Source organism: Escherichia sp. MOD1-EC6098, from assembly GCF_002965865.1.
GTDB lineage: Bacteria > Pseudomonadota > Gammaproteobacteria > Enterobacterales > Enterobacteriaceae > Escherichia > Escherichia marmotae.
The window spans coordinates 161,156-176,912 of record NZ_PTSN01000007.1 but is presented as its reverse complement, the minus strand read 5'-3'; the positions used below and the strand labels follow the sequence as shown (position 1 = coordinate 176,912).

The 15,757-nt window shown below is 52.8% G+C and carries 15 protein-coding genes and 1 pseudogene; 8 read left to right on the top strand and 8 right to left on the bottom strand.

Annotation, left to right across the window (positions count from 1 at the left end):
- The first annotated feature begins 3 nt into the window (after window positions 1-3).
- From C0K55_RS10430 to cueR, 3 genes are read left to right on the top strand one after another with little or no spacing between them, the layout of a single operon-like run.
- The gene (locus C0K55_RS10430) at window positions 4-2,166 is read left to right on the top strand and encodes a type I secretion system permease/ATPase (protein ID WP_105266636.1); all 2,163 of its coding nucleotides are present in this window, start codon (window positions 4-6) and stop codon (window positions 2,164-2,166) included.
- Complete coding sequence (locus C0K55_RS10425) at window positions 2,163-3,338, top strand: HlyD family type I secretion periplasmic adaptor subunit (RefSeq protein ID WP_105266635.1); 1,176 nt, start codon at window positions 2,163-2,165, stop codon at window positions 3,336-3,338. The genes C0K55_RS10430 and C0K55_RS10425 overlap by 4 nt, the downstream gene beginning before the upstream one ends.
- The gene (cueR, locus tag C0K55_RS10420; protein ID WP_001026744.1) at window positions 3,335-3,742 is read left to right on the top strand and encodes a Cu(I)-responsive transcriptional regulator; all 408 of its coding nucleotides are present in this window, start codon (window positions 3,335-3,337) and stop codon (window positions 3,740-3,742) included. The genes C0K55_RS10425 and cueR overlap by 4 nt, the downstream gene beginning before the upstream one ends.
- A 4-nt stretch (window positions 3,743-3,746) precedes the next feature.
- On the opposite strand, the gene C0K55_RS10415 is transcribed toward cueR, so the two are convergent.
- From C0K55_RS10415 to C0K55_RS27120, 3 genes and pseudogenes are all read right to left on the bottom strand, one after another.
- Complete coding sequence (locus C0K55_RS10415) at window positions 3,747-3,950, bottom strand: hypothetical protein (RefSeq protein ID WP_000787079.1); 204 nt, start codon at window positions 3,948-3,950, stop codon at window positions 3,747-3,749.
- The gene (locus C0K55_RS10410; protein ID WP_001515911.1) at window positions 3,947-4,369 is read right to left on the bottom strand and encodes a hypothetical protein; all 423 of its coding nucleotides are present in this window, start codon (window positions 4,367-4,369) and stop codon (window positions 3,947-3,949) included. Before C0K55_RS10410 ends, C0K55_RS10415 begins: the two co-directional genes overlap by 4 nt.
- 52 nt (window positions 4,370-4,421) lie before the next feature.
- Window positions 4,422-5,192: pseudogene (locus C0K55_RS27120) on the bottom strand (YadA-like family protein); the annotation flags it as partial.
- Between the two features lie 1,088 nt (window positions 5,193-6,280).
- Between C0K55_RS27120 and C0K55_RS10400 the strand changes: the two are divergent.
- Window positions 6,281-6,643 (top strand): hypothetical protein, encoded by a 363-nt coding sequence (locus tag C0K55_RS10400; RefSeq protein ID WP_001001646.1) that lies wholly within the window; start codon window positions 6,281-6,283, stop codon window positions 6,641-6,643.
- 521 nt (window positions 6,644-7,164) lie between these two features.
- Here the strand turns inward: C0K55_RS10400 and C0K55_RS10395 are convergent.
- Together C0K55_RS10395 and C0K55_RS10390 are read right to left on the bottom strand one after the other, a co-directional pair.
- The gene (locus C0K55_RS10395; RefSeq protein ID WP_000561077.1) at window positions 7,165-7,623 is read right to left on the bottom strand and encodes an NfeD family protein; all 459 of its coding nucleotides are present in this window, start codon (window positions 7,621-7,623) and stop codon (window positions 7,165-7,167) included.
- Entirely contained in the window at window positions 7,620-8,537 is a 918-nt protein-coding gene (locus tag C0K55_RS10390) for an SPFH domain-containing protein (protein ID WP_000904499.1), read from the bottom strand. The genes C0K55_RS10395 and C0K55_RS10390 overlap by 4 nt, the downstream gene beginning before the upstream one ends.
- Window positions 8,538-8,682: 145 nt before the next feature.
- On the opposite strand from C0K55_RS10390, the gene fetA reads away from it, so the two are divergent.
- Window positions 8,683-9,360 carry an iron efflux ABC transporter ATP-binding subunit FetA gene (gene fetA, locus C0K55_RS10385; protein ID WP_001114841.1) on the top strand — a complete coding sequence of 226 codons (678 nt, stop codon included), beginning with the start codon at window positions 8,683-8,685 and terminating at the stop codon, window positions 9,358-9,360.
- Window positions 9,347-10,126: an iron efflux ABC transporter permease subunit FetB gene (fetB, locus tag C0K55_RS10380; RefSeq protein ID WP_105266632.1), complete on the top strand. Its 780-nt coding sequence runs from the start codon at window positions 9,347-9,349 to the stop codon at window positions 10,124-10,126. Before fetA ends, fetB begins: the two co-directional genes overlap by 14 nt.
- Before the next feature lie 194 nt (window positions 10,127-10,320).
- Here fetB and cnoX read toward each other — a convergent pair whose 3' ends face one another.
- From cnoX to tesA, 3 genes are read right to left on the bottom strand one after another with little or no spacing between them, the layout of a single operon-like run.
- Entirely contained in the window at window positions 10,321-11,175 is an 855-nt protein-coding gene (cnoX, locus tag C0K55_RS10375; RefSeq protein ID WP_001515914.1) for a chaperedoxin, read from the bottom strand.
- 60 nt (window positions 11,176-11,235) lie between these two features.
- A complete protein-coding gene (gene ybbO, locus C0K55_RS10370) occupies window positions 11,236-12,045 on the bottom strand; it encodes an NADP(+)-dependent aldehyde reductase (RefSeq protein ID WP_000148946.1) in 810 nt (269 codons plus the stop codon).
- Entirely contained in the window at window positions 12,035-12,658 is a 624-nt protein-coding gene (gene tesA / locus C0K55_RS10365; RefSeq protein ID WP_001295836.1) for a multifunctional acyl-CoA thioesterase I/protease I/lysophospholipase L1, read from the bottom strand. Before tesA ends, ybbO begins: the two co-directional genes overlap by 11 nt.
- On the opposite strand from tesA, the gene ybbA reads away from it, so the two are divergent.
- On the top strand, window positions 12,629-13,315 hold the full coding sequence (gene ybbA / locus C0K55_RS10360; protein ID WP_001110573.1) for a putative ABC transporter ATP-binding protein YbbA: 687 nt from the start codon (window positions 12,629-12,631) through the stop codon (window positions 13,313-13,315). The two genes, tesA and ybbA, sit on opposite strands and share 30 nt — an antisense overlap.
- Window positions 13,312-15,726, top strand: coding sequence for a putative ABC transporter permease subunit YbbP (ybbP, locus tag C0K55_RS10355; protein WP_105266631.1), 2,415 nt, complete (start codon window positions 13,312-13,314; stop codon window positions 15,724-15,726). The genes ybbA and ybbP overlap by 4 nt, the downstream gene beginning before the upstream one ends.
- The last annotated feature ends 31 nt before the right edge of the window (window positions 15,727-15,757 follow it).

Here is a 15,757-nt window from a genome sequence, read left to right as displayed (position 1 = left end):
ATAATGAAAAAAAATGCCCAGTCCGTGGAAGCCTGGCTGGAGGCGATGATCGCCGTGGCGCGCTATTATCGACTCGATTTTTCTCAGGAGAACGTGCGCGCGACCGTCAACTGGGAGCGCGACAGCAAACGGGAGGAGTTACTCACCGACATGGCGCGGCAGTTGGGGATGGGGCTGCGGCTGGTCGAGTTTTCCGCCGATTCGCTTAATCCCTGGCGGCTGCCGCTGATCGCGGTATTTGATAATCAGCAGATTGGCGTGATCACCCGGCGCGACAACCACGACAATATCAGCATTCAGTTCAGCGGTGACGAAGGGCTGGAAACCACGCTTAACGTCGCGGATGTTGAAGACAAAATCGTCGAACTGGCGCTGCTGCGCCCACTCAGCGCCATCCCCGATGCGCGGGTGGATGACTATATTCGCCCGTATCAGGCGAACTGGTTCTGGAATCTCTCGCTAAAAGACTGGCGGCGCTATGGCGACATTATGCTGGCGTCACTGGTGGCGAACGTGCTGGCGCTGGCGGCGATGATTTTCTCGATGCAGGTTTACGACCGCGTCGTTCCGGCGCAGTCCTACCCGACGCTGTGGGTGCTGTTCGCCGGGGTGATGATGGCGATCCTGTTTGAGTTTTGTATGCGTATGGTGCGCACGCACCTCTCGGATATGATTGGCAAACGGGCGGATCTGCGTATTTCGGATCGCGTTTTTGGCCACGCATTACGGCTGAAAAATAACGTGCGTTCGAAATCCACCGGATCGTTTATCTCGCAGATCCGTGAACTGGAATCGGTGCGGGAGCTTATTACTTCCACCACCATCGGCGCGGTGGCAGACCTGCCGTTCTTCCTGCTGTTTGTCTTTATTTTGTGGATGATTGGCGGCTGGCTGGTGCTGGTGGTTTTGTTGGCGCTGCCGTTGCTGGTGATCCCCGGCCTGCTGGTACAACGCCCGTTAGCGCGGCTGGCGAACGAAGGGATGCGCGAATCGGCGGTACGCAACGCGACGCTGGTGGAGGCCGTGCAGTCGATTGAAGACATTAAACTGTTGCGCGCCGAACAGCGTTTCCAGAATCAGTGGAACCACACCAACGACGTGGCCTCGTCCATCAGCATGAAGCAACGCTTTCTCACCGGGTTGCTGCTTACTTGGACTCAGGAAGTGCAGTCCATCGTTTACGTGGTGGTGCTGTTGGTGGGCTGCTTTATGGTGATGAACGGCGACATGACCACCGGCGCACTGGTCGGGACGACGATCCTGGCTTCGCGCACCATTGCGCCGCTGTCGCAGATTTCCGGCGTGCTGTCGCGCTGGCAGCAGGCGAAAGTGGCGCGTAATGGCCTCGATGAACTGATGAAGCGCCCGGTGGATCAGCCGGAACACGGCAAACTGGTGCATAAAGCGGTGCTGCACGGTAATTATCAGTTCAGCAACGCGGTGTTTTATTACGACGAAGAAGAGAAGATTGCCGATGTGGCAATCGGCAAACTCAACATTCAGGCCGGAGAGAAAATCGCCATTCTCGGGCGCAACGGCGCGGGTAAATCGACGCTGCTGCAAATGCTCGCCGGAATGCGTATCGCCCAGCAGGGGCAGGTGCTGCTGGATAACATCAGCATCGGGCAGCTTGATCCGGCGGATTTGCGTCGCGACATGGGGCTACTCAGCCAGACCGGGCGACTGTTCTTCGGCTCGCTGCGGGAAAACCTCACCATGGGGATGCCAGAGGCCAGCGATGAAGATATCGAACGCGCGTTAATCCTCAGCGGGGCGCTGCCTTTTGTGCAGAAGCAGAAAAACGGACTCAACTACATGATTCAGGAAGGGGGATTTGGCCTTTCTGGCGGTCAGCGGCAAACGCTGCTGCTGGCGCGGCTCCTCATCTCTCAACCCAATATTGTCCTGCTCGACGAACCCAGCGCCTCGCTGGATGAAATGGCGGAAGCGCACTTAATCGAACAACTGAAACAGTGGATTGGCCATCGCACGCTGGTCATCGCCACTCACCGCACGGCGATGCTGCAACTGGTGGACAGGATAATCGTGATGGATCAGGGGCGGATTGTCATGGACGGTGCGAAAGAGGCCATTTTGCGTGAGCAGGGCGAACCCACGGCGCGACGCGTGGTGTTACAGGAGAAGAATAAGGGGTCTGCCGCATGAACGGACAAATGCAATACAACCGTGGCCTTAATGAACCGCATCTGCCGCGATCGGCGCTGGCAGTTCGCGTTACCGCAGTGATGCTGCTCTGTTTTCTCGGCTGGGCGTGGTATTTCCAGCTTGATGAAGTGACTACCGGCAGCGGCACCGTAGAACCTTCCGGGCGCGAACAGGTGGTGCAGTCGCTGGAAGGCGGCATTTTGTATCATCTCGACGTGAAGGTGGGCGATATTGTCGAACAGGGTCAGCCACTGGCGCAGCTTAACCGCACCAAAACTGAATCCGACGTACAGGAAGCGATGTCGCGGCTGTACGCAGCGCTGGCAACCTCGGCGCGGTTGCGGGCGGAAGTCAGCAATAAACCGCTGGTGTTCCCTGACGAACTGAATAAATTTCCCGGACTTATCGAATCCGAAACGGCGTTATACAACACCCGCCGTGAAGGGTTAAGCAAAGCCACCACCGGACTGACGCAAGGGATTAGTCTGGTCAATCGTGAACTGGCAATGACCCAGCCGCTGGTGAAACAAGGGGCGGCGAGCAACGTGGAAGTGCTGCGTTTACAGCGCCAGGCTAATGAACTGGAAAACAAACTTAACGACGTGCGTACACAGTATTACGTTCAGGCGCGGGAAGAGTTAGCAAAAGCCAATGCGGAAGTGGAAACCCAGCGCTCGGTGATCCGTGGGCGGGAAGATTCTCTCACCAGGCTCAACTTTACCGCGCCGGTACGTGGCATTGTCCAGGACATTGACGTTACCACAGTTGGCGGCGTCATCGCCCCCGGTGGTAAACTGATGACTATCGTGCCGCTGGATGAGCAACTGCTGATTGAGGCAAAAATCTCCCCGCGCGATGTGGCATTTATCCATCCGGGGCAAAAATCGCTGGTGAAAATAACCGCTTACGATTACTCCATCTACGGCGGCTTGCCAGGAGAAGTGGCGGTGATCTCACCGGACACCATTCAGGATGAAGTGCGGCGCGATGTTTATTACTATCGGGTGTACATTCGCACCTTCAGCAACCATCTGGAAAATAAACATAAACAACAGTTTCCGATATTCCCAGGTATGGTCGCGACAGTAGATATCCGCACGGGCAAGAAGAGCGTGCTGGATTATCTGTTGAAACCCTTTAACAAAGCACAGGAGGCGTTGCGCGAACGATGAACATTAGCGATGTGGCAAAAATTACCGGCCTGACCAGCAAAGCCATCCGCTTCTATGAAGAGAAGGGATTGGTGACACCGCCAATGCGCAGCGAAAACGGCTATCGCACCTACACGCAGCAACATCTCAACGAACTGACGTTACTGCGCCAGGCGCGCCAGGTGGGCTTTAACCTGGAAGAGAGCGGAGAGCTGGTGAACCTGTTTAACGATCCGCAGCGACACAGCGCCGACGTAAAACGGCGCACGCTGGAGAAAGTGGCGGAGATCGAACGGCATATTGAGGAATTGCAAGCCATGCGCGACCAGTTGCTGGCGCTGGCAAACGCCTGCCCCGGCGATGACAGCGCCGATTGCCCGATTATCGAAAATCTCTCCGGCTGCTGCCATCATCGGGCGGGGTGAAAAATCAGTTAATCCCCGTTTGCACAGAAAGAATATGCTGCAAACTTTCTACCATAATGCGTCCCGACTGAAATAAACCTTCCTGGATTGCGTTGCTGGCATTAACAGCGTGAACCAGGGAGGCTAATAAAACAACTTGTAAGAACGCAAAGATAAATGCACCAATAATCATAATATGCATCAGAGTTGGTTTTTTTTCATTCTTCATTTTAAATAGCCCACAAACTGGCCTTCCTTCATTAATGCGACTTTCCCTGTATGGTGATAAACAATCACGTTATAAAGACCAGACTGGTATACGGTGGCATCTTTATTATCTTCATCAATCGCGCATAATGAATCATTGAGATAAGCAAAGTTTTTACTGCTCATTCTAAAGGTAAGACCAAAACCTTTATAAATGGATTTTTTAGCGGCCTGGGCGTGTTGTGCGGCTTCTGCGTTCTTATAAGCCTGCGCCTCGGATGCACTTAAAATAGCCGCCTGGCGCTGCTGTTCTGCAAGATAACAGGTGTCATGGCTGACGCCCTGCGCCTGGCAATCTGCGATACGGGAAGTGGGGGAGCTACAGCCAGCCAGTAAGATAATAGTCAGCAGGGAAAACGATTTAATGGTGCTATTCATCATTATTAACCTTAAAGAATTGAGAAATATTGCGAATAAGAAATCGCTATAAAATTTAGAAAGAATATCCCACGCCGACACCCGCGCCGAAATCAGATTGTGTGTCTGCAGAGACACCCGCTTTAATTACTGTATGAATTCCAGCGTTAAACGAAGCACCGACAGATACCGCAGATTCATTATTAAATGTACCCGCTCCGGCAGACACCATCATAAAATCACCTGTCTTAACCTGAGGCTGTGAAGCAATAGCGACGGCTGACGCGATACCTGCATTAGCTTCTTTACGGTTATCTTCCACCTCATGTTTCAACGAACTGAAATTGTTATTGAGTGAATTGATTTGTTGGCTGTTATCTGCGACACGTTTTTGGGTATTTGTTAACTGCTGATGCGTTTGGGTTACGTCTTGTGTCAGGCTGTCAATTTGTTCATGTGTTTGGGTTGAGTCTTGTGCCAGACGCTGAATTTGCTCCCCGTATTGCACGCTGTCGATATGCTGCTGCGTTGCCTGGTTGGTTGTGAGGGTATCTATTCTTTGTTTTTGTTCTGCTGTGGTACGTGTATTAGCGTCATTTTGTGCGGCCAGCCTGGCGTTAACCATCTCCTGATAATGTGCGCTGGTGCGGGCATCGCCAAGTGCGGAAACCGTTTTTTGTGTAGTGTCGAGTTGTTGCTGCTGTGCATCGGTAGCGGCTGTCTGTCTGGCGTCGATCATGCTCTGATAACGGGCGGTAGTCTGTACATCGCCAGTGGCGGCAACGGTTTTCTGGGTTTCGTTGAGTTGTTGCTGCTGGGTATTAGCAGTGGCTGTCTGTCTGGCGTCGATCATGCTCTGATAACGGGCGGCAGTCTGTACATCACCGGTGGCGGCAACGGTTTTCTGGGTTTCGTTGAGTTGTTGCTGCTGAACGGCAATATCGTTACGGTTCTGCTCGATATTGTTTTTGTTTTCAGTCACGGCACCAGAAAGTTTGACGCCGTTCATCAGTGCGGTGTTGGCGTTAATGTTGGCATGGTCAGCCGCTGACTGAGCATGTACGACATCGCCTTTCAAGGTGCTGACATCAGACTGCACGACCGAGACATCATTGCGGGTGTCGGCAATGGCGACTTTATTAGCATCAATATCCGTCTGCGCCACCATAATGGCATGATGCGCGTCATCGGCTTTCAGCGATGCCCAGTTGGCTGTGTGCTGCGCGTTCTGAATGGCGGTATCCTGCCCGTTGTCGCGGTCGAGCTGCGCTTGATTGGTTATCGGGTTCAGCGTACTGGTGGGCTGTACGGGAGAGGCGGCTGTATCATCGGCTTTCTGAGGCGTTGTAGTTTTGTAATTATGTGCAATTAGATAATTTTGTGTAGCAGCACTGTTCCCTGTCCTTTCTAAAAATCGACCAATTTTCTGATCAATTTCCATTTGCGACATTCCTGGCTGGATTGCCGCTAATTCTGTCGCTGCTGCCTCAACAGTATCACCCGCAAACGCAGATGGACTTACCGCGGTAGCAACAACAACAGCCAGTAAAGACAACTTTACAGATTTCATGCATTTTTTCTCGATCAAAGTAAGTCACGTTTATTGTTCTAAAGAAAACAAATATTGTTTCTATAAGAAATAATATGCGTTGCAATTTGAACGAAATCTACGCCGCCATTTGTGTGATGTAAAGCGCATTTTTATGCGATGTAAGCGTAAACACTAGCCAAAAGAAACATTGGTTGTTTCTTATATAAATAATTATGAAGTTCATTTCGTGCTATTTCCTTGTAAAAAAGAGTAACGACTTGTTTTTATAAGCGAAATAAATTCCGTTTCTGGGCTAAACGTGAAGAGGTTCCTGATGTGTGCTAGAATGCGTTTCTTTGATAAATCTCAATTTTTAAGAGGTTTACGCCAGGCAGGGAAATTAAATGAATGAATTTGAGAAGATTTTTAATGAAATGAATCTGGACAGGGCGCTACTCCCCATCCTTTTTCGTTCGAATCGTTCCACGGTGTGGAAGTATTTAAGCGGCGATAGTACGGCTCCTGCCTCTGCTATGTCGCTGATCATGCTGTTGCAGTTGATCCAGAAGAGAAACCCCGATCTGTTAGCCGAATGGTTAACGCTTTCTGATTTTACCATTCCGCCAGAAGTGTACCTGGACCAGCCTGATTACTGGAAAGGGTGGGTGTATACCCAACATAAGGTCAATAAAAACGTCCTGGAATATCTAAAAAAACACTATCCGGATGAAGACCAAAAAAGTATGAGTAAAGGCCGGGAAGAGTAATTTTGCCTCTACTCGGCTATATGCCGGATGCGGCGTAAACGCCTTATCCGGCCTACGATTTAGGCACAGATTTGTAGGCATATTTTTGTAGGCCTGATAAGTCGCGTCAGCGTCGCATCAAGCGTCGGTGCACGACTGCCGGATGCGGCGCAAGCGCCTTATCCGGCCTACGATTCGGGCATATTTTTGTAGGCCTGATAAGACGCGTCAGCGTCGCATCAGGCGTCGGTGCACGACTGCCGGATGCGGCGTAAACGCCTTATCCGGCCTACGATTTAGGCACAGATTTGTAGGCATGATAAGACGCGTCAGCGTCGCATCAGGCGTCGGTGCACGACTGCCGGATGCGGCGTAAACGCCTTATCCGGCCTACGATTCGGGCATATTTTTGTAGGCCTGATAAGACGCGTCAGCGTCGCATCAGGCGTCGGTGCACGACTGCCGGATGCGGCGCAAGCGCCTTATCCGGCCTACGATTCGGGCATATTTTTGTAGGCATGATAAGACGCGTCAGCGTCGCATCAGGCGATGACCGCACGGATGATCAATGTTATCCCTTCAATCGCAATCACCTCAACATGCGTGCCTGCACCTAAATCTTCGCTGGCGCTGACCGGCCATGAACTGTCGCCAACGCGCATATGGCCACGCCCGTTGACCAGCGGCGTTTCCAGCACAAAACGACGACCAATTAACTGTTGTCCGCGTTGGTTTAGATGACTATCGCTGTGCTTTTGTTCGCGTACCCGCCGCGACAGCCATTTCCACCACAGCCAGGCGGCGAGTAACGTCAGAACAGCAAACATCACCCCTTGCCATTCCCAACCCAGCGGCAGTAGCCAGACCACCAGACCAGTAATCACCGCCGCGACACCGCTCCACAGCAGATAACCATTGCCGCCCAGCATCTCGGCCGCCAGCAGCAAACCACCGAGACTCAGCCAGAAAATATGCGGGTGGACTACCAGCAACGCGATCATGATTTAGCCCGCTCGCTGGCGCTGTCTTTCACCAGTTCGGCAATCCCGGCAATCGACCCCATCAGACTACTGGCGTCTAATGGCATCATTACCACTTTGCTGTTACTGGACGACCCGATCTGCTGTAACGCTTCGGTGTATTTCTGCGCCACGAAGTAGTTCACCGCCTGAATATCGCCAGAGGCAATGGCTTCAGACACCATTTGGGTGGCGCGGGCTTCCGCTTCGGCGGAACGTTCACGCGCTTCGGCCTGTAAAAAAGCCGACTGACGTTCGCCTTCCGCTTTCAGGATTTGCGATTGTTTTTCACCTTCCGCTTTGAGAATTTCCGCCTGGCGTATCCCTTCCGCTTCAAGGATGTAAGCGCGTTTGGTACGTTCCGCTTTCATCTGCGCGTTCATCGAAGAGATCAGCTCTGCCGGTGGGCGTACATCACGAATTTCGATGCGGGTGACTTTTATCCCCCACGGGTTAGTGGCTTCATCGACAATATGCAGCAGGCGCGAGTTAATGCTATCGCGCTGGGAGAGCATTTCATCCAGTTCCATCGAACCCAGTACGGTACGGATGTTGGTCATGGTCAGGTTAATGATTGCCAGCTCCAGATTGCTGACCTCATAAGCTGCGCGTGGGGCATCAATCACCTGAATAAAACAGACTGCGTCGATAGTCACGTTGGCGTTATCTTTCGAGATAACTTCCTGGGAAGGAATATCGAGTACTTGTTCCATCATATTGATCTTGCGACCAATGCGATCCATAAACGGCACCACCAGGCTTAGCCCCGGTTGCAATGTTTTGGTATAGCGGCCAAAACGTTCCACCGTCCACTGATAGCCCTGCGGCACGATTTTGACGCCTGCGCCAACAATCACCAGCGCGACAAAAATAAGAATCGGGATAAAGATAAGCATCGGAAAAACCTCCTGTTGTACCGTCCATAATGAGCAAAGTTGCTGCTTGATTAAACAAATTATACCTGATTACTGAAAGGGAGTTCCCCCTTATTACTGTGGAGGATAAACTGTTTTTAGTAAAAATCAGAAAAAGGGATGGGTAATGCCGGAAAATAGTCTTTTGCTTCAGTTACACAACGTCGGATATCTGGCGGGTGATACGAAGATTCTTAATAACATTAATTTTTCGCTGCGAGCTGGCGAATTTAAGTTAATTACCGGCCCTTCCGGTTGCGGCAAAAGTACGCTGCTAAAAATAGTTGCTTCATTAATCAGTCCGACCAGCGGAACGTTACTGTTTGAAGGCGAGGATGTCAGCACACTAAAGCCGGAAATCTACCGCCAACAAGTTTCTTACTGTGCCCAGACGCCAACTCTGTTTGGCGACACAGTATACGATAACCTGATTTTTCCCTGGCAGATCCGTAACCAGCAGCCTGATCCGGCCATTTTTCTCGATTTTTTCGAACGCTTTGCTTTGCCGGATACCATCCTGACTAAAAATGTCTCCGAGCTTTCCGGTGGTGAAAAACAGCGCATCTCGTTGATTCGCAATCTGCAATTTATGCCGAAGGTATTATTACTCGACGAAATTACCAGCGCGCTGGACGAAAGCAACAAACGTAACGTCAATGAGATGATCCACCGTTATGTACGCGAGCAAAATATTGCTGTGCTGTGGGTGACACACGACAAAGATGAAATTAATCATGCGGATAAGGTAATTATGCTGCAACCGAATGCCGGAGAAATGCAGGAAGAACGCTATGAACACGCATAATATTACTAACGAGTCGTTGGCGCTGGCATTAATGCTGGTGGTGGTGGCAATCTTAATTAGCCATAAAGAAAAACTGGCGCTGGAGAAAGATATTCTCTGGAGCGTCGGGCGGGCGATAATCCAACTGTTCATCGTTGGCTATGTACTGAAATATATATTCAGTGTTGATGATGCCAGCCTGACATTATTGATGGTGTTATTTATCTGCTTTAATGCGGCGTGGAATGCGCAAAAACGGAGCAAATATATTACTAAAGCCTTTGTTTCGTCGTTTATTGCCATTACGGTGGGGGCGGGAATTACTCTGGCGGTGCTGATTTTATCGGGTTCGATTGAGTTTATCCCGATGCAGGTGATCCCTATCACCGGGATGATTGCTGGTAATGCGATGGTTGCTGTGGGGCTGTGTTATAACAATCTCGGGCAGCGGTTTATCAGCGAACAGCAGCAAATCCAGGAAAAATTGAGTCTTGGTGCGACGCCGAAGCAGGCGTCTGCAATATTAATACGCGACAGTATTCGCGCGGCTTTAATTCCGACGGTCGATTCAGCAAAAACGGTTGGCTTAGTGAGTTTGCCGGGAATGATGTCCGGGTTGATATTTGCCGGGATTGATCCGGTGAAGGCGATTAAATATCAGATTATGGTGACTTTTATGTTGCTCTCGACCGCCAGTCTGTCGACCATTATTGCCTGCTATTTAACTTATCGTAAGTTTTATAATTCGCGCCACCAGTTGGTGGTGGCGCAATTGAAGAATAAATAATGCGATGCCTGATGCGACGCTGGCGCGTCTTATCGTGCCTGCATGGCTCCTGCAATTTATTGAATTAGCACGATTTGGTAGGCCGGATAAGGCGTTTACGCCGCATCCGGCGGCTATGCGCGGATGGCTGATGCGACGCTGGCGCGTCTTATCATGCCTACAAATCCGGGCAAGCGTCGCATCTCAACGAAATATCAATACAACAACGCATACAACTGACGGCGATATTTCGACGCCAGCGCATCACCTGTACCCAGTGCGGCGAGGATCTCCTGGAACGTCTTACGTGTCTGACCGTCTGCGGCGGTTAAATCTTTACGCAGATGCCCAAACAGTAACTCCAGCGCCTCTTCATTGCGCCCAACCTGATGCAGTTGCAGCGCCAGTTGCGTCGCCAGTGCAGCATCTTCTGGATTCTCTGCCACCTGTTGTTGCAACTGTTGAATTTCCGGCGTATCAGCCGCCTGCTTCAGCAGTTCGATTTGCGCCACCAGCCCCTGGTAGCGGGTGTCCTGATCCTGCAACGGGATGGTTTTCAGCACCGCTTCTGCATCTTCTGAACGGTTCAGTGCAATCAGCGTTTCTGCCAGTAGCAGACCGATTTCCCCGTTCTGATTCGACAACTGCCAGGCGTCTTTCAGCAGCGGCAGTGCGTCGGTGTAATTTCCTTCCTGCATCAGTTGCATCGCCTGCTGCGCTTTCAGTTCTTCTTCGCGCGGCAGCACTTTATCCAGCAGGGCACGGATCGCTTCTTCCGGCTGCGGCCCCTGGAAGCCGTCTACCGGCTGACCGTTCTGGAACAGATACACGGTCGGAATAGCGCGCAGACCAAACTGGGAAGCAATCATCTGCTCCGCGTCACAATCCAGCTTCGCCAGAATAAATTGCCCGTTGTACTGCGCCGCGAGGCTTTCCAGAATCGGGGTTAACTGCAAACAGTGCTGGCTACGTTCAGACCAAAAATAGAACAGTACCGGCGTGGTCATCGACTGTTCAAGAACCTGTTGCAGGTTAGATTCGTTAATGTTGACAATATTTTGTACGGACATGGAGTCACTCTCTGTTGTCGATATTTTCTTTGACATGGGGGCTTAAGCGCGCGCTTCAACTCACCCCTGCAATATTTTGTCCATCACGCGCCCCGGCAGCAGGCGTTTAAGCACCATTACCGCCCAGGTAACCAGCGTCACCGGATAGCGCATTTTGGGCTTCTCGCTGATAAAAGCATGGCGCACTTTAGCCACAACTGCTTCCGGCCCCAATGTAAAACGGGCGGCAATGCCGGGGTTTTCGACCGGTTGATCGCTTTGCGTCTGGTTGACGTTGTCGGTGAAACGAGTACGAATAGGGCCTGGCTCAATCAAGCTGACCTTGATTCCGCTGTGGCGCAGTTCCATGCGCAGCGCGTCTGACCACGCCTCCAGCGCATATTTGCTGGCCGCATAAGCGCCGCGACCCGGCGTGGAGATTAATCCCATCACCGATGAGGTCATGACAATACGCCCTTCACCATGCGGCAACATGGCGGGTAACAGACGCATGGTGAGCTGATGTGCGCCGAAAAAGTTGGCGGAAAACTGCTGTTCCATCTGCGTGCGGCTGATGGTGGAAAGGGGGCCATACACGCCGAATCCGGCATTGTTAAAGATCCCATACAGACAATTATCGGTCAGGGCGATCACTTCGTCGGCTGCGCGATCAACACTTTCCGGTGAATCCAGATCGATCAACACGCCGGTTAATCCCATATTGTTCATGCGCTCAACATCATCCGGTTTCCGGCAACCTGCCAGTACATGAAAACCCTGGCGTTTTAATTCGAGCGCGCTTTCCAGGCCAATTCCACTGGAACATCCGGTAATTAAGACCGATTTTTGCATAACTTTACCTGTCAGGATCTCCGTTGCTTTATGAGTCATGATTTACTAAAGGCTGCAACTGCTTCGCCATCCAGTCGGCAATAAACGGCTGAGCGTCGCGGTTGGGATGAATACCGTCATCCTGCATCCATTGTGGCTTGAGGTAGACCTCTTCCATAAAAAAGGGCAGCAGCGGAACATCAAACTCTTTGGCGAGTTTGGGGTAAATGGCGCTAAAGGCTTCATTATAACGGCGACCATAGTTTGCAGGCAGACGTATTTGCATTAACAATGGTTCAGCGTTGGCGGCTTTGACATCCTGCAAAATCTGGCGCAGCGTTTGCTCGGTTTGTTGTGGCTGAAAACCACGCAAACCGTCATTGCCGCCCAGTTCAACCAGCACCCAGCGCGGCTGATGCTGTTTCAGCAGAGCCGGAAGGCGCGCCAGCCCTTGTTGCGAGGTGTCGCCGCTGATGCTGGCATTAACTACCGACGTTTTACTCTGCCACTTATCATTCAACAAGGCAGGCCAGGCCGCGCTGGCCGACATTCGATACCCGGCGCTCAGGCTATCACCCAGAATCAATAACGTGTCCGCTGCGGCGGCACGGAAGGTTAACAGGACCAGGAACAGGAAGGGCAAATGCCAGCGGAAAACATTGTTGAAGTTCATCATCTTAAGAAGTCCGTCGGTCAGGGGGAGCATGAACTCTCCATCCTCACCGGAGTTGAGCTGGTTGTCAAACGTGGCGAAACCATCGCCCTGGTGGGTGAGTCGGGATCGGGTAAGTCAACCTTGCTGGCGATCCTCGCCGGGCTGGATGACGGCAGCAGTGGCGAAGTGAGTCTGGTGGGACAACCACTACATAATATGGACGAAGAAGCGCGGGCAAAGTTGCGCGCGAAGCATGTAGGCTTTGTTTTTCAGTCATTTATGTTAATTCCTACTCTTAACGCGCTGGAAAACGTCGAGCTTCCGGCGCTGCTGCGCGGTGAGAGTAGCGCGGAAAGTCGTAATGGGGCGAAAGCGTTGCTCGAACAGTTAGGACTGGGCAAACGTCTTGATCATCTTCCGGCACAGCTTTCCGGTGGAGAACAGCAACGGGTGGCGCTGGCGCGAGCTTTTAACGGTCGGCCTGATGTGCTGTTTGCCGATGAACCCACCGGCAACCTTGACCGCCAGACGGGCGATAAAATTGCCGACCTGCTGTTTTCCCTCAACCGTGAGCATGGCACCACCCTGATTATGGTGACCCACGACCTGCAACTGGCGGCACGCTGCGACCGCTGCTTACGGCTGGTGAACGGACAGTTGCAGGAGGAAGCATGATTGCACGTTGGTTCTGGCGCGAATGGCGCTCGCCGTCGCTGTTGATTGTCTGGCTGGCATTAAGCCTGGCGGTGGCCTGCGTGCTGGCGTTGGGCAATATCAGCGATCGGATGGAGAAAGGTTTAAGCCAGCAAAGCCGTGAGTTTATGGCGGGCGATCGGGCGTTGCGCAGTTCGCGCGAAGTACCGCCAGCGTGGCTGGAAGAGGCGCAAAAGCGCGGCCTGAAAGTCGGCAAGCAGCTTACCTTTGCCACCATGACCTTTGCGGGCGACACGCCGCAACTGGCGAACGTCAAAGCGGTTGATGATATCTACCCGATGTATGGCGAGCTACAGACCAATCCTTCTGGACTAAAACCGCAACCGGGCAGCGTATTGCTGGCTCCACGGCTGATGGCGCTCCTGAATTTGAAAACGGGCGATACCATCGACGTGGGTGATGCCACGTTGCGCATTGCCGGAGAAGTGATTCAGGAGCCGGATTCCGGTTTTAATCCCTTCCAGATAGCCCCACGCCTGATGATGAATCTGGCAGATGTCGATAAAACAGGAGCCATACAGCCGGGAAGTCGGGTCACCTGGCGTTATAAATTCGGCGGCAACGAGAACCAGCTTGACGGCTATGAGAAATGGTTGTTACCACAGCTTAAACCCGAACAACGCTGGTACGGTCTGGAACAAGACGAAGGTGCGCTGGGGCGTTCGATGGAACGCTCGCAACAGTTCCTGCTGCTTTCGGCGTTGCTGACCTTGTTGCTGGCGGTGGCGGCGGTCGCGGTGGCGATGAATCATTATTGCCGCAGCCGCTACGATCTGGTGGCGATCCTCAAAACGCTGGGGGCTGGGCGGGCGCAACTGCGTAAGTTAATCGTCGGTCAGTGGCTGATGGTACTGATACTTTCAGCCGTTACCGGCGGAGCGATTGGCCTGTTGTTCGAAAGCGTGTTGATGGTTTTGCTCAAGCCTGTTCTGCCCGCCGCGCTGCCGCCTGCCAGCTTCTGGCCGTGGTTGTGGGCGCTCGGCACCATGACGGTTATCTCGTTGCTGGTGGGGCTGCGACCGTACCGACTGTTGCTGGCAACGCAGCCTTTACGCGTATTACGTAATGATGTGGTCGCCAACGTCTGGCCGCTGAAGTTTTATCTGCCGATTGTCAGTGTGGTGGTTGTGCTGCTGCTCGCCGGATTAATGGGTGGCAGTATGCTGCTGTGGGCGGTGCTGGCGGGCGCGATAGTGCTGGCTTTGCTGTGCGGTGTGCTGGGCTGGATGCTGCTCAATGTATTACGCAGTATGACGCTGAAATCGCTGCCTCTGCGCCTGGCGGTTAGCCGCCTGTTACGTCAGCCGTGGTCAACGTTAAGCCAGCTTTCGGCCTTTTCGCTCTCCTTTATGCTGCTGGCACTGCTGCTGGTGTTGCGTGGCGATCTGCTTGACCGCTGGCAGCAGCAGTTGCCGCCAGAAAGCCCGAACTACTTTTTAATCAACATCGCCACGGAACAGGTAACGCCGCTAAAAGCGTTCCTCGCGGAATATCAGATAGTCCCGGAATCGTTTTATCCGGTGGTGCGGGCGCGGCTGACGGCAATCAATGGCAAAGCGACAGAAGGCAATGAGGATGAAGCGCTTAATCGCGAGCTGAATCTCACCTGGCAAAATACGCGGCCGGATCATAACCCGATTGTCGCCGGTAGCTGGCCGCCAAAAGCCGATGAAGTGTCGATGGAAGAGGGGCTGGCAAAACGCCTGAACGTTGGTCTGGGCGATACCGTCACCTTTATGGGTGACACCCAGGAGTTTCGCGCCAAAGTCACCAGCCTGCGCAAAGTGGACTGGGAAAGTCTGCGTCCGAATTTCTATTTTATTTTCCCTGAAGGGGCACTGAACGGGCAACCGCAGAGCTGGCTCACCAGTTTCCGTTGGGAGAACGGCAACGGCATGTTGACGCAACTCAACCGCCAGTTCCCGACCATTAGCCTGTTGGACATTGGTGCGATCTTAAAACAGGTCGGCCAGGTGCTGGAGCAGGTAAGTCGGGCGCTGGAAGTGATGGTGGTGCTGGTCACTGCCTGCGGTATGTTGCTGTTGCTGGCACAGGTGCAGGTGGGAATGCGTCAGCGGCATCAGGAATTGGTGGTGTGGCGCACACTCGGCGCGGGCAAAAAGCTGCTGCGCACAACATTGTGGTGTGAGTTTGCCATGCTCGGGTTTGTTTCCGGCCTGGTAGCCGCAATCGGCGCGGAAACGGCGCTGGCGGTATTGCAGGCGAAAGTGTTTGATTTCCCGTGGGAGCCAGACTGGCGATTGTGGATTGTGCTGCCGTGCAGCGGTGCGTTGCTTCTTTCCCTATGCGGCGGCTGGCTGGGTGCGCGACTGGTTAAGGGGAAGGCACTGTTCAGGCAGTTTACGGGGTGATGAGAGGCGTTAGATTGCCTGATGCGACGCT